We start from the raw sequence: 13371 nt of genomic DNA, 5'->3' as shown, positions 1-13371 counted from the left end.
AACTGTGTGGATGAATTGTTGCATTAGAAATGTAATATACGGCTACGATTTTTTCTCAAGTTGGTCAAGCAGGTAATATCAAAATTAATTACTTAAAATTCAATAACATACAGAAGTCAAGAGGGTGGCAGTGACAAAAAAAAATTGCTTCCAAAATTTGGATTTTTAACTAAAAAACCTGTGTACAACTTTTTTTGTGATCCAAAAATTTTGCAAAAGTAAAGACTTGATTGTTAGTGAAAAGTTTGTCACAGCAGCTACCAGTGTATATTCTCAACTAGAACCCAGATGAATCATGGAGCCCTGCAATGACTATTGATTTAGCTATCATGTGTGCTTACTTTGCATTGATTTTAGGTGTTGGAATTTGGGTCAGTAAGTCGGTCAAAAGTTTAGATGACTTTTCGACAGGTAACCGAAGTTATGGGGCTGCAGTTATTTTTGCAACCTTGTCATCCTCTTTTATTGGAGGCGGGTTCACCACAGGATTAGCAGAAAAAGTTTTTACGATGGGGCTTGTTTATGTTGTTGCTCTATGGGGTTTTAGTGCCAAAGAAATTTTAGTCGCCACCTTTATTGCGCCACGAATGACGCCATTTAAAGATGCTATCTCTGTTGGGGACATCATGGGGCAGCTCTATGGCCGTAAAGCGAAGATTTTAACCGGGGTCGCTTCAGGCATTGTTTGTGCGGGAATTGCCGGTGCGCAATTTGCAGCTTTTGGCTATATTCTGAATGTCTTAACTGGTGCCGATGCCTCATTTGGTATCGTGCTGGGTACGGTGATTGTGGTGATCTATGCGGCATTAGGTGGCATGAAATCCGTTGTTGCAAATGATGTGATTCATTTTTGTGTCTTAATTGTTGCCTTACCCTTAGTATTATTATTTGGCGTAAAGCAGGCTGGAGGTTTTTCGCATATTATCAATACGGTTCCTGCCGATCACTTCTCCCTTTTGGGGTCGCTACCTCTATTAACGGTCATTGGTTTATTTTTAAATTTCTTTTTTGGTGAGACCTTGGTACCCCCTTATGTACAGCGCTTGTTAATTGGTAGAAACTTTAAAGAAACAGCGAAGGGCACTTTATGGAGTGGTTTGTTATCAATTCCTTTCTTCTTGCTCATCGGTGTTGTTGGCCTTACCGCATTAACGCTAAGCCCGCAATTAGATCCTAATTTGGCATTGCCTTATGTCATTAACCAAGTGATGCCAATAGGCCTTAAAGGCTTAGCCATCGCTGGTATGATGGCGGTTGTGATGTCATCAGCCGATTCTTTCTTGAATGCTGCTGCGATTTCAATCACCCATGATGTTTTAAAACCGATGAGCCGTGATGGTTTAGCGCCCAAAGTAGAATTATTTTGGTCAAGGATAGTGACATTAATTGTGGGCGCATTAGGGGCGATTTTTGCACTCTCAACCAAAAGTGCCTTAGATATTTTATTAGTCGCCTATAATTTCTGGACACCTTTTATTCTCGTGCCTTTGGTTGCGGGTATTTTTGGATTTCGTGCATCAAGTACGGCATTTTGGTGGGGCTGTGCCACAGGTATTGGAGCAACCTGTTGGTGGTTATTGGTAATGGGAGAGACAACGCTCAATGGTGCGATTATCGGCATTGCTTTGAATTTGGTGACTTTCTCGCTGGTATATTATGTTCAAGGAAGCAAAATGTCGTTAGCGAAGCAGCCCGTTTCTACCGATTAAAAATATCATTTTGCGTTGATCCTGCGTTGCAGGTTGTTTTGCGCTGCTCAAACAACCCGCGCCTTGGCTGAACGCAAAAATATTATTTTTAAAACAGAAGCAAAAGCCCGGTTAAACGACAGGGCTTAAGAACATTTGATAAAGATGTAGCAAAATCTCAATCCCAATCAGAATAATAATGTACCATTCTAGGCGATGACTTTGATGTTGCTGCAAGACTTCTAATGAGGTTTGTGCTGTGCGAGAAATCAGTTCTAATTTGCGTTCTAAAGTACTTTGACGTTCAATGATTTCTAAATCTTCAACCAATTGTGCATGTAATGGCTCTAATTCACCGTGTTCCCAGAGAATGAGCGGTTTTTCGGTGACTTCAATTTTACCAACCATTTCTTGTGCCATCACAAGACTGGCGCCAATATGTTTGAGCAAATCATTTGAACGATAACCGAGTTTGCCCCGTTCTTTTAAACTTTTAGCAATGGGCTCAATTTTGTCAAAAATGGAACCAATGCGATTCTCGTGATATTCAATGACAACGCTCTTTGCTAAAGCATCGGCAATAATTTCCAAATGTGCTTTGCTGATACGTTTAATCGATACTTTGTTTCGAACAATGCCTTCTGGTTGATCGGGTTGAATAATAACCGAAAATTGTTCTGTTTCTGGGGTAGAGATTAAATGGCTTGCAAAACGTTGGCAGCGGCTAATGAGTTCTACCGTTGCTGAGGTGGTTGCATTAAAGAAGACAATCGCACCAAAAGAGTAAATCAGTGCTGCACTTTGTTCTGCTAAACGAATTAATACCGATGATTCTTTGCGAGAAGATGCGCCTTTATTGGTTAAGGCTTTTAAATTGATCTCATTACCGATTAATACGGCATTGACTTCACAGCTTCCCAATTGGGCTAAGTTAGCAGATAGCTCTTCGGGGATGGAGGATAAAATATCTAAAGGGTGTATATCTTCTAGCTGCATATGTTCTTAAATGTGGAATAAATCGGTAATTATTCTATCTCTTCTTCTTAAGAGAAGGCAAATTCACCACTTTGTCATCCAATAAACTTGTATTGGTGATGTTGGAAGAACTTCCGCCTCTTCTTCCTAAATTGCCTATTTATCCCCGTTTTTTAGATATTCTATGCTTCGCATTTTAGAGTGTGAGCTATATTATTAGTAACTTAAATGAAGGATGCTTTAATGCTATGGAATGGATTAACCCGCTCATTGGGATATTGATTGGTGCGTTGCTTATCATCCCTGCTTTTTTTACAACCAAGAAATGGCTCAAAATATCCCTGGCATTAGTGGCAATTGTTGCAGCCCTTGGCACTGCTGAGCTTTCTAAACGATATTTTTATCCTCATGTATTAGGATGGCAATTTGAGCATGAGATTGTTAAGCATCCCCTTTTCAAGCTGATTGCCAAGCATCACCCCAACGAGTTTGCACTCTTTGTTAAACAAGTGAAACAAGGATTGGTTGATAAACAACCACAAGCCATATTGTCAGGGTATTCTAGCCAGCTATTAGGCAAAGTGTTTTATGAACATTTGCAGACGGCGCCCAATGAAGCGGTGATGCGTTATCTTGGCGCGGTTTTAGAGCTTTATCGTTATTTGTATAACCAAGATCCACAAGCCGTCTTGGCTATGGAATATGGGCAAGCTACCACGGGCAATTTTGGTGCTATTTGGAGTGATAATAATTTCCAAACCTTGTTGAATCATTTGCTGCAAGTGAAGACTAAAGTTATTGAAGCTTCTATCGATTCGCCAGTAGCGCCGCCATCGCAAACGCAAGCCGCGCTATTACTACAAGGCATCTTAAAAGAGATGTCAGAAAAATACGGTGAAGATTTAGTTAAGCAAATGTTTGCGAGAGGGCAAAGTGCTATCCCGGCCAATATTATTGCGCCCCTTATTATCGACTTTTACGCGAGGATTGGTATGCAAGGCCCGGAAAACGCGGGTGTGATGATGCGTTATATTGCGAGCTTGAAAGTGAAGGGAACAGCTGAAGAGCAAACGAAGGATAGTCAAAAAGATAAATAAATTTCCGTGGTGGCCAGAGCTGGAATCGAACCAGCGACACAAGGATTTTCAATCCTTTGCTCTACCGACTGAGCTATCTGGCCTCGGCGAGGGCTCATTAAACGTGAAGTACCCCCGAGGTGTCAAGGGTATATCGCAATTATCCTTTAGGACACCCAAAAACAGACATAGGACATCCAAGCTTTTAAAATTCCCCTTTCCAAAAAATTCAGAAAATTCAGGACATCTAAATTTAAAAAGTGTTTTCTCCATAAAATTAGTTGAATAACATTTTTTGCTGGAAAAATATTAGAGTGGCTTGTCTTTCGTTATTAATTTTTCACCTAACTAACTTCATAAATTGCTTGATGAATATAAATTTGGGTGTCCTGCGGGTTGACAGGAAGTGAATGTTTGTTCACAATGGATGCATATGTGAGTGATTGTTCACGTTTAAGAGGTAGTGACATGAGAGAATTAACACAAATTGAAATGAATACGATTCATGGCGGAGCAACCGATCTCGAAATTGGGTTACTCAGCGTTATCGGTGGGAGTGGTCTTGGTGCTATCGTCGGTGGCATTTTAATGACGGGGAATGCGGTTGGCGATTATGCCTTCATTGGAAATGCTATTGGTACCGGAATGGGGTTAATTAGTGGCGCAATGGTTGGCGCAGGCCTTGGTGTGGCTGTCGGTCTTACCTTGGTCGCGTATCACCGCTTTGCTTAATGATTGTTCAATTTAGGTTTTGATATGAGAGATTTAACACCTGTTGAAATCCATGCAATCAGTGGCAGTTTCGCGGATTCAGATATGAATTTTTTAAATAGCATTTTCGCTGGTGCTGGATTAGGAGGCGTGATAGGAACCATCTGGGTTACCTCCATTGCGACTGGCGGAGATTACATGATGCTAGGAAATGCTATCGTTATAGGAATAGGACTTTTTGGTGGGGCTATTGTTGGTGCAAGCATTGGTGCTTTTGTTGCTGGCGTAGGTACTTTAGCTGCCTATCATCACTACGCCTAATCATGCTTAATCTTTATTCAGAGGGAGGTTTAAACCCTGCAGGGGTTGCGCTTCCTTCTGCTTCAAAGAAATACTTTTGCATTTCACCCTCAATAAAAGTGCGTGCCTTAGGATCTAACACATTCAGTCGGTTCTCATTAATTAATAAGGTTTGATGTTTAAGCCAAGCTTGCCAAGCTTCTTGCGAAACTTCTTCAAAAATCCGTTTACCTAATGAGCCAGGATAGGGAATGCGCTCTAAACCTGGTAATTCTTTGTGTAATTTTGCACAAAATACGGTTCTTGACATGATTTTCTTACCTTATGGTCGCTATTAATTTTTGAATGGGGGCGGGTAAACCACGTTGGGCTAAAGCATCGTTGTTAAGCCAACTTAAATTGGACTGGCTTTTAATGGCTTTTTTTCTAATGGTAATTAAACGAGGTAAAATCGTTAAATGATAGTGGGTAAAAGTATGTAAAATGGGGGATAAAGCAGTTAGTTTTGCACCAGATGTTCCTAAAAATTCATTTAACCAAGGCACTATGGCACTTTCGTCTGTAAATTCGGGCAAGCTCCATAAACCAGCCCAGATCCCTTTTAAAGGACGTTGCTGTAATAAAAGCTCACCGTGCTGATTTTGAGCGCATAACATATAAAGCTGCTTGGTGGGTAACTTTTTCCGAGGCTTTTTCCCTGGGCATTGTGCTTGGCTTTGTTGCGAGAAGGCAGCACAATGTTTTTGTAATGGGCAAAGTTCACAACTAGGTTTAGTACGGGTGCAACAAGTCGCGCCTAAATCCATCGTTGCTTGGGTATAGTCAGCAGCTTGTTGTTTGGGAGTGTGATATTCAGCAAGTTCCCATAATTTATCATGAACTTTCTTTTCACCTGGCCAGCTTTTAATACCGTGAAAGCGACACAGCACACGTTTAACATTGCCATCAAGGATTGGGGCTCTAAGATTATAGGCTTGCGCTATAATAGCGCCCGCGGTTGATAATCCAATGCCTGGAAGGCTTGATAGCGTTGTGACATCTTTGGGAAAAATACCGGCAAAATCATTGACCAAACATTTCGCTGCTTTATGTAAATTCCGTGCCCTAGCATAGTACCCTAAGCCTGCCCAGTGCTGTAACACAGAATCTAGTGGCGCATTAGCAAGTGACTCTAAGGAAGGAAAGCTTGCCATAAAGCGTGCAAAATAAGGTATGACTGTTGAAACCTGAGTTTGTTGCAACATGATCTCTGATACCCACACACGATAAACGCTAAGTGGTTTTTTCCAAGGTAAGTCATGACGACCATGTTGGGCATACCATTTTAAAAGCGCTTTAGAAAACCAATCGCGCCTAATCGCAGAAATTGTCATACTGCACTCACATTATCTGAAGAGCTTTTTTAGCCCTTTCTCAATTTTATCTTCCAGTTTCTTTTTGGCTGCATCTTCAAGATTTTGCGATGATTCTTGGGAGCCTGCTGCCTCACCTTCTTTGGGAGCTCCTAACAATTTGCCTATTTGCTTGTTAAGCTCTCCTTTCATTTCTTGTTGCATAAGTTTTTTTAAATAAACATCATAATCGGGTTCGACTTTGGGGCTGCTTAATGAACCTTTGATTCGGATGGCTAGGGGGTAAGCATTTTTATGTTCTTTGCCATCTTGATAAGTTTTTAACGCTTGAATTTTATAAGCAATCGTTTGGCTGTTTAAGTTAATACTGCCTTCGCCTTTTGCCGTAAAATCATTTGATGTAACGATAAGGTCGTTATTATCCATCACATTATTATTGAACAATAAGGTGGCTTGTAATGAACCAAATGGGGTACGTTTATTATCGGTTTCTTTATTATCAACCTTTTTTAATAAAGATTGCGCAAGATTTAAGTAATACTTTACGTCAATCCCTTCAATCACTCCATCATTCATTTGTAATTTGAGCGTACCATTTAAGCCCGCATTTTCATGATGTGTCACATTAAAATCCACATTAGAAACACCACTAATACGAGTTTGTTGTTTCAGATCTTTTAATAAGGGTGCCAGTTGAATGTGGGACAATTTACCTTGCAAAGCAACGGGTGCTTGTGGATTTTGTAAATTTTTCGTTACATTCGTTTGCAGTTTTCCTTGATAAAGATTGGCTGTTAAATCACGCAAATGAAGCATAGAAGCATCTTTCTTAATTTTAGTATTGACGTTTTCTAAAACGATACCCTGTGCTAATACTTTGCCGATAGCAACTTCTCCAACCAAAGGCTGCGAGGATTGTTGTTTTGTCGTTTTAACTTCTTTGACAGGAACAATCGTTGGTGCTGTATTCGTGGTTGCTTGAGCTGGTGAGGTTGCTGCAAATCCTTGTAATGCTTGCAGATCAACTTGATTAATGTTGAGTTTAAATGTAATCGCCTGTTGTTTATCCATGGGAACAGTGAAACGTCCGTTCAAATCGATTGGACCTGATTTAATCAAAACATCGTTAAAAGTAATGCTTTTTGAAAAATCAGCTTTAATTTTACTGGATACCGTTGTTTGACGAAATTTCTCCGGGTTGTTTGGCATATCTAGAGAAAAATCGACTTTTAGATCAGCTAATAACCCTTGGGTTGCTTGTTGAACCAGCCCTTCGAATTTCCCTTGGCTTTTAAAAGAGAGCAACGGATCTTTATCTTTTACTTGTAAATGAATGGCACCTTCTATTGGAAACTGAGAAGGAGATGCACCCTGCTTCCCTTGAAGATCAAATTTTTCTAGGAGTAAAGTTTGTCCTGCTTGGCGGTCTTCATAAGAAATTTTCGCGTTTTTTAAAGTAAATTGTAATAAGGCAAAGTGTAACTGCTTTGTTTGGGTATCCGCTTTTGTTTTAACAGCGGTAGTGTTATGAGATTCAGCGGGTTTATCTTGTTTGCTTTTGACTTGTTTAGAATAATATTCCCAATTGGTACTACCATCTTTATTTTTAATGGCATAAATGGTTAAGCCATCAACCACAAGACTTTCGATATTAAATTTTTTATGCAGCAGATCCTCAAGCGACATTTTAAGGCCCATCTCATTCACTTCGATCATTTTGCCTTGACCAAATTGTGAGGGTTGCACTAAATCAACTTGATGAACATTTAACCCAACCCATGGAAATGCTTGCACTTTAATTTTGCCATGAATTTCAAGCGGTAAGCCGGTTTTGTTGCTGATAAAACTGGTAATTTCACTTTTGAAATGGTTGGGATCAAAGAAGAAATAAGCCGCAATAGGGACAACAATTGCAAGGCCGAGCAATAATAAGAAAAGCGAAAATAATGCACGAAAGAAACGGGAGATTGACATGGCAGTTACCCCTAGCAGGCTCATTCAATAATGGAGCGGGTGATGGGAATCGAACCCACGTCATTAGCTTGGGAAGCTAAGGTACTACCATTGTACTACACCCGCATAATCGGCTTGAATCAGCTGGGTATTATGACAAAATGCCTTGCTTGATACTAGTTAGGTGCAATAATATCGCTGTGCTTAATGCAGTAGATAAAAATGATTTAGATATATGACTATAGAGAATGTAATACAGCGACCTGTTCGCAGTTTTGTGGTGCGTCAAGGACGCATGACGCCTGCGCAGAAAGAAGCGCTTGAAGCCGCTTGGCCATATTTTGGTTTATCGCTCCCCCCGGATAGCCAATTTTATGACTGGCAGACCGTCTTTCAACGAGATGCGAAGCGAGTGTTAGAAATTGGTTTTGGCATGGGTGCAACATTACTCTCACTCGCAAAATCTCATCCTGATATTGATTTCATTGGTATTGAAGTGCATCCCCCCGGTATTGGTCGTTTGCTGTCATGTGCAAAAGTAATGCAATTGACCAATCTTAAAATATTTGCCATGGATGCTATTGAGGTCTTAAATCGAGCTATTCCAGATAAGAGCCTAGATAAAGTCTTGCTCCTTTTCCCCGATCCTTGGCCTAAACGTAAACATCATAAGCGCCGTATTGTGCAGCCCGAATTTGTTCAGTTGATCGCACGTAAGCTGAAATCCCAAGGGATCTTTCAGTTGGCAACCGACTGGCAGCCCTACGCAGAGCATATGATGAGTGTGATGCAGGCTAGCCCGGATTTTTGTAATGTCTTTGGTAAAGAGGGCTATGCGCCAGCAGGCTTTGAACGAGAAACGACCAAATTTGAAAGGCGTGGCGAAAAATTAGGACATGCCATCTGGGATCTTGTTTTTCAGTCAAAGTGCTAAATACTCCTTGAGTCTCGCCTTAAAGTGACCAAGCACAGCTCAAAGTGCTCTCCTATACTAATGTATAGAGGATCAATATGGGGTGAGTTGTGCTTGGTGTTCATGGTTTAACGCCAGATATTTTTTTAGTGGTGTCCATTATCGTGGTTACCATGATTTTATTTGTTACCGAAGTGGTACGAGTGGATGTGGTCGCATTTTTGGTATTAGTCCTTCTTGGATTAACCCGTCTTGTTCCCAGTGATGCCCTTTTTTCCGGTTTCTCAAGTGATGCAGTGATTGCCTTAATTGGTGTGATGATTATTAGCGCAGGACTTGAGCGTAGTGGTGTGGTTGCAAAAATGGCCTACTATATCATGCGCTTGGGTGGTTCTAGTGAAAATCGTATTCGTTTGTATTTAATGGGGGTCAGCGGTTTTTGTGCGGGTTTTTTACGCAGTGTCAGTACCGTTGCCTTGTTACTCCCCATAATCACCCGTATTCGACAAGTGACGGGCATTGCCAAATCTCGTTTATTGTTACCACTTAGCTTTTGCGCCATTTTGGGTAGCACTTTAACGATGCTAGGTACTGGCCCTCTCATTTTATTAAATAGTTTATTAATAAACAGTAATGGTTTAACTGATAAATCCGGCGTGAAAGCACCCGCACTTGGGCTATTTAGTGTGTTTCCTATTGGACTGGCGTTGTTAGTGATGGGCATTATTTATTTCATATTACTCGGTAAATGGGTGTTACCCAAAGCACCATTGCATGTGGGCACTTTAAATAATGGTGGATCACCTGGCTATTTTAAAAGAGTTTATGGTATCGGTGCAGATTTTTGCGAATGTCGTGTGCCCGCATCAAGTTCCTTAGTTGATAATACCTTGCGACAATGGGAATGGTTGTTGCCACCCACTATTGCAATTATTGGCATTAAAATTGGTAATAATTTACATATGCCACCGCTGCGCAAAACAGAAATTAAAGCCAACAGTGTCATCGCCATGTTTGGTCCTAAAGAAGAAGTCGAAGAGTTTGCCAAAAAATATGGTTTGCGTATGTCGCCATACTTGACGGCATTTCCAGAACATATTAGTCCACCCCATGCGGGCTTGTGTGAAGCCGTTGTGCCACCCAGTTCTCGATTGCTTGGAACCAACTTTGGTGATCTGCATATGCGTCGTGAATATGGTATTCAGGTATTAGCTGTCCATCGTGGTGATAAGGTGCGCCGAGGTAAAAAAGAAATCGGCGGACTCACGTTACGTGCGGGCGATACTTTAGGTATGTTTTGTCAATGGAATTCATTAGGTTTACTGCAAAAAAACCCGGATTTTGTGATTGTTACCACAGACTATCCGCGCAAAAAAATGCATACCGACAAAATGTGGTTTGCTGTATTTTTCTTTGTGTTATCCATTGCTTTAATTATTTTTAGTGACTTATCAGTTTCCATTGGTTTGTTAGTGGGTGCAGTCGGTATGATCTTCTCGGGTGTTATTAGTATTGATGATGCTTATGAAGCGGTGAGCTGGAAAACCGTCTTTTTATTAGCAGGACTCATTCCATTAGGCATTGCCGTGCAAACCAGTGGTACATCAGATTGGATGGGTGCTTATATTTTAAAAGCTTGTGCCGGTTATCCAGAATGGATTTTACTCCTTATTTTGGGCGTTATTGCTTCGATTGGTAGTATTATTTTATCGAATGTCGGCGCAACGATCGTTTTGGTTCCGCTTGCGGTGCATCTGGCGCAAATTTTAGGGGACGATCCACGTGCCTTTGCCTTAATGGTTGCGATTGCAACGTCGAATTCTTTTATCGTACCCACTCACCAAGCAAACGCCTTAATCAGTTTACCGGGTGAATATAAGATCATGGACTTTATCAAGGCCGGTGGGCTAATGTCCTTTTTATATTTAATTGTCGTGATGTTGATGATCAAATGGATGTTCTAAAGAAAATGCTTCCCGCTTCGCTTTTCAAGCTACGCCGGACAAGCGCAAATGTTTACCTGGCTTGTCAGGCATATCTCTAATAAGGTGAAGGATTGCTGCAGATTTAACATTCCCACTTCAAATATTTGCGAGGAATAATGTTCCTTTGTACAAAAGCTTCTCGTAAAGCAAGAATATCTTCTGCTGATTTAAAGCCACGAAAGGGAAGCCAGATGAATCGAGTGGTTGCATTCGGGATCAAAAAGCCATTTTTGGCTTCAAGAATGTAGCGAATATCGCCCCATGCCATGTTACCCGTTACCAAACCTTTACCAGACCAGGCAATACCATTTAAAGAGAAAACAATGTTGATAGGAACGTCTAAGATTTGGCTATCTTTGAGACGGTGCATCAGTAATTTTTCATTTAAGGGGCGTCGACCAAAAATCCAAGCAATACCCATAGCACCGGCCATCCACTCTTCGGGTATTAAACCATAATAATAGAGTTTTATGCCCATGAGGATCACAATAATGCCCGCAAAAACGTTCATAGCATTAATAATGAGGAGGAAAAAAGGTTTTTTCTCAACATATAACGAACTGGCCTTCATCAGTTCTTTGGCAGTTGGCTGATAAGAGACTTGTATTTCCATAGGCTTATTCTAATCGCTTGCTTCTATCGTTTCCGGTAGAAATAAGCTTACCACATCATTTAGAAAGCGATAACCCAAAGACGTTGTGCAAAGGGTTTGATTAAAAGGCAGTAACCATCCCTTTTTTTGGGCTGTTATTAATTGTGGCATGATGACATCCATATCGAGCCCAGTTCTTTGGGAAAATAACTTAGTGGGCACGCCGTTTTTTAGCCTGAGTGCATTTAGCATAAATTCAAAGGCTAATTGCGAAGACGGGATTGGGGTTTGTGCTTGGATGTAACCTTGTGCGCTGTCCATATATTGTTTGGGATGACGAAAGTGATGGTAGCGCATGATCTTTGCTTCTTGATGCTGGGTGACTTTACCATGACCCCCTGCACCGATGGCAAGATAATCACCAAATTCCCAATAATTCACATTATGTCGACAAGGTTGTTGGCGGCTGAAAGCGGAGATTTCATATTGTGCGAAGCCAGCTTCTTGCAATAAAGCTTGTCCTTGTTCTTGTAAAGAAATAATGAGGTCGTCATCAGGCAAACGAGGCGGATGATGCCAAAAATAGGTATTAGGCTCTAAGGTAAGCTCATACCAGGATAGATGAGTGGGGGAATGTGCAATCGCTTGTGCTAAATCAGCAAGTCCTTCTTCAATGGTTTGTGAAGGTAAACCAAACATTAGATCACAGTTGAAATTACTAAATCCTGCTTCTTTTACAGTATCAATGGCTTTTTTGGCTTCTGTCCCATTGTGAATACGTCCTAATAAGGTTAGGTGTTTCTCATTAAAGCTTTGAATACCAAGCGAGAGGCGATTAATCCCAATGGCACGATAATCATTAAAACGTTGTTGTTCAACAGTGCCGGGATTGGCTTCTAAGGTGATTTCAATGTCTTCACTAAAATTAAAAATCTTGCGAAGTTCTTGGAGTAGTCTATTCAGCGCTTCTGCCGAGAATAAACTCGGTGTTCCACCGCCCATAAAAATAGTTTGAATCGAACGATCCTGAACAAAATCTTGAGTTCTTTTGGCATTTTCCAGCAAGCACGTCACATAGTCATTTTCAGGTAAGTCTTGTTTTAAGGCATGACTATTAAAATCACAGTAAGGGCATTTTTTAACACACCAAGGAAAATGAATATAAAGACTCAGTGGAGATAATTGCCAAAGCGTATGCATATTAAACTAAACCTGCTTCTGAGAAAGCCGCAACAAACAAACGTAGCGCTTGTGCGCGATGGCTTAATTGATTTTTTTGTTCGGTATCAAGTTCTGCGGCAGTCGCGTTTAGGGTTGGGATCCAAAATAAAGGATCATAACCAAAACCTTTATCACCCTGAGACTCACGTAATAACATGCCATCCCATTTTGCGCAGGCAATAATCGGGATAGGATCGTTCTCATGTCGAACAAAAGCAATGGCGCAATAAAAATGAGCGGTGCGTTTGGCGTCTTCAATATGAGACGTGTCTTCAAGAAGCTTTTGAATATTGCGTGGCATACTCGCATCGAGGCCTGCATACCTTGCAGAATAAATGCCAGGTGCACCATTGAGTGCATCTACCACTAAGCCTGAATCATCGGCTAAAGCAGGTAATGAGCTATGTTTTGCCGCGTGGCGTGCTTTTAAAATAGCATTTTCGATAAAACTAAGGCCGGTTTCTTCAACCGATGGCACTAAGAATTCATTTTGTGCAATCACACGGATAGGCATTCCTTGAAAGAATGCTTGAATTTCCCGCAATTTTCCTTGATTTTCGCTAGCAATAACAATTTTCATGATGCCCCCCTAAGACGTAAAGATG

Annotated in this window: 13 protein-coding genes and 2 tRNA genes; 6 read left to right on the top strand and 9 right to left on the bottom strand. The window is 40.9% G+C overall.

What is annotated here, in order from left to right; genetic code table 11:
• Positions 1-308: 308 nt before the first annotated feature.
• A complete protein-coding gene (locus HT99x_RS14415) occupies positions 309-1709 on the top strand; it encodes a sodium:solute symporter family transporter (RefSeq protein ID WP_075065231.1) in 1401 nt (466 codons plus the stop codon).
• Positions 1710-1820: 111 nt separating this feature from the next.
• On the opposite strand, the gene HT99x_RS14410 is transcribed toward HT99x_RS14415, so the two are convergent.
• Positions 1821-2684, bottom strand: a complete 864-nt coding sequence (locus HT99x_RS14410) for an RMD1 family protein (RefSeq protein WP_075065232.1) — start codon at positions 2682-2684, stop codon at positions 1821-1823.
• Between the two features lie 227 nt (positions 2685-2911).
• Here HT99x_RS14410 and HT99x_RS14405 point away from each other — a divergent pair, with 227 nt between their 5' ends.
• Positions 2912-3760, top strand: coding sequence for a hypothetical protein (locus HT99x_RS14405; protein ID WP_075065233.1), 849 nt, complete (start codon positions 2912-2914; stop codon positions 3758-3760).
• 7 nt (positions 3761-3767) lie between these two features.
• Here the strand turns inward: HT99x_RS14405 and HT99x_RS14400 are convergent.
• Positions 3768-3843, bottom strand: a tRNA-Phe gene (locus HT99x_RS14400).
• A 364-nt stretch (positions 3844-4207) separates the two neighbouring features.
• On the opposite strand from HT99x_RS14400, the gene HT99x_RS14395 reads away from it, so the two are divergent.
• Both HT99x_RS14395 and HT99x_RS14390 read left to right on the top strand, forming a co-directional pair.
• Positions 4208-4471, top strand: coding sequence for a hypothetical protein (locus HT99x_RS14395; protein ID WP_139016559.1), 264 nt, complete (start codon positions 4208-4210; stop codon positions 4469-4471).
• Between the two features lie 24 nt (positions 4472-4495).
• Positions 4496-4771 (top strand): hypothetical protein, encoded by a 276-nt coding sequence (locus tag HT99x_RS14390; RefSeq protein WP_075065236.1) that lies wholly within the window; start codon positions 4496-4498, stop codon positions 4769-4771.
• A gap of 13 nt (positions 4772-4784) precedes the next feature.
• On the opposite strand, the gene HT99x_RS14385 is transcribed toward HT99x_RS14390, so the two are convergent.
• The 4 genes from HT99x_RS14385 to HT99x_RS14370 form a co-directional block, all read right to left on the bottom strand.
• Positions 4785-5060 carry an oxidative damage protection protein gene (locus HT99x_RS14385; protein ID WP_075065237.1) on the bottom strand — a complete coding sequence of 92 codons (276 nt, stop codon included), beginning with the start codon at positions 5058-5060 and terminating at the stop codon, positions 4785-4787.
• Between the two features lie 7 nt (positions 5061-5067).
• Entirely contained in the window at positions 5068-6123 is a 1056-nt protein-coding gene (gene mutY, locus HT99x_RS14380) for an A/G-specific adenine glycosylase (protein ID WP_075065238.1), read from the bottom strand.
• A 12-nt stretch (positions 6124-6135) separates the two neighbouring features.
• Positions 6136-8076, bottom strand: coding sequence for an AsmA family protein (locus tag HT99x_RS14375; RefSeq protein WP_075065239.1), 1941 nt, complete (start codon positions 8074-8076; stop codon positions 6136-6138).
• A gap of 31 nt (positions 8077-8107) precedes the next feature.
• Positions 8108-8181, bottom strand: a tRNA-Gly gene (locus tag HT99x_RS14370).
• Between the two features lie 109 nt (positions 8182-8290).
• Between HT99x_RS14370 and trmB the strand changes: the two genes are divergently transcribed.
• Together trmB and HT99x_RS14360 are read left to right on the top strand one after the other, a co-directional pair.
• Complete coding sequence (trmB, locus tag HT99x_RS14365) at positions 8291-8989, top strand: tRNA (guanosine(46)-N7)-methyltransferase TrmB (protein WP_075065240.1); 699 nt, start codon at positions 8291-8293, stop codon at positions 8987-8989.
• Positions 8990-9078: 89 nt separating this feature from the next.
• A complete protein-coding gene (locus HT99x_RS14360; RefSeq protein ID WP_075065241.1) occupies positions 9079-10932 on the top strand; it encodes an SLC13 family permease in 1854 nt (617 codons plus the stop codon).
• A 103-nt stretch (positions 10933-11035) separates the two neighbouring features.
• Here HT99x_RS14360 and HT99x_RS14355 read toward each other — a convergent pair whose 3' ends face one another.
• The 3 genes from HT99x_RS14355 to rdgB are packed head-to-tail and all read right to left on the bottom strand — an operon-like array spanning position 11036 to position 13349.
• A complete protein-coding gene (locus HT99x_RS14355; protein ID WP_075065242.1) occupies positions 11036-11566 on the bottom strand; it encodes a YcxB family protein in 531 nt (176 codons plus the stop codon).
• A gap of 9 nt (positions 11567-11575) precedes the next feature.
• On the bottom strand, positions 11576-12745 hold the full coding sequence (gene hemW, locus HT99x_RS14350; protein ID WP_075065243.1) for a radical SAM family heme chaperone HemW: 1170 nt from the start codon (positions 12743-12745) through the stop codon (positions 11576-11578).
• A 1-nt stretch (position 12746) separates the two neighbouring features.
• Positions 12747-13349, bottom strand: a complete 603-nt coding sequence (gene rdgB, locus HT99x_RS14345) for an RdgB/HAM1 family non-canonical purine NTP pyrophosphatase (RefSeq protein WP_075065244.1) — start codon at positions 13347-13349, stop codon at positions 12747-12749.
• Positions 13350-13371: the final 22 nt, after the last annotated feature.

It is taken from the genome of Candidatus Berkiella aquae, assembly GCF_001431295.2.
GTDB classification, from domain to species: Bacteria; Pseudomonadota; Gammaproteobacteria; order Berkiellales; family Berkiellaceae; genus Berkiella; species Berkiella aquae.
This window is presented reverse-complemented; position numbering and strand designations above follow the sequence as displayed.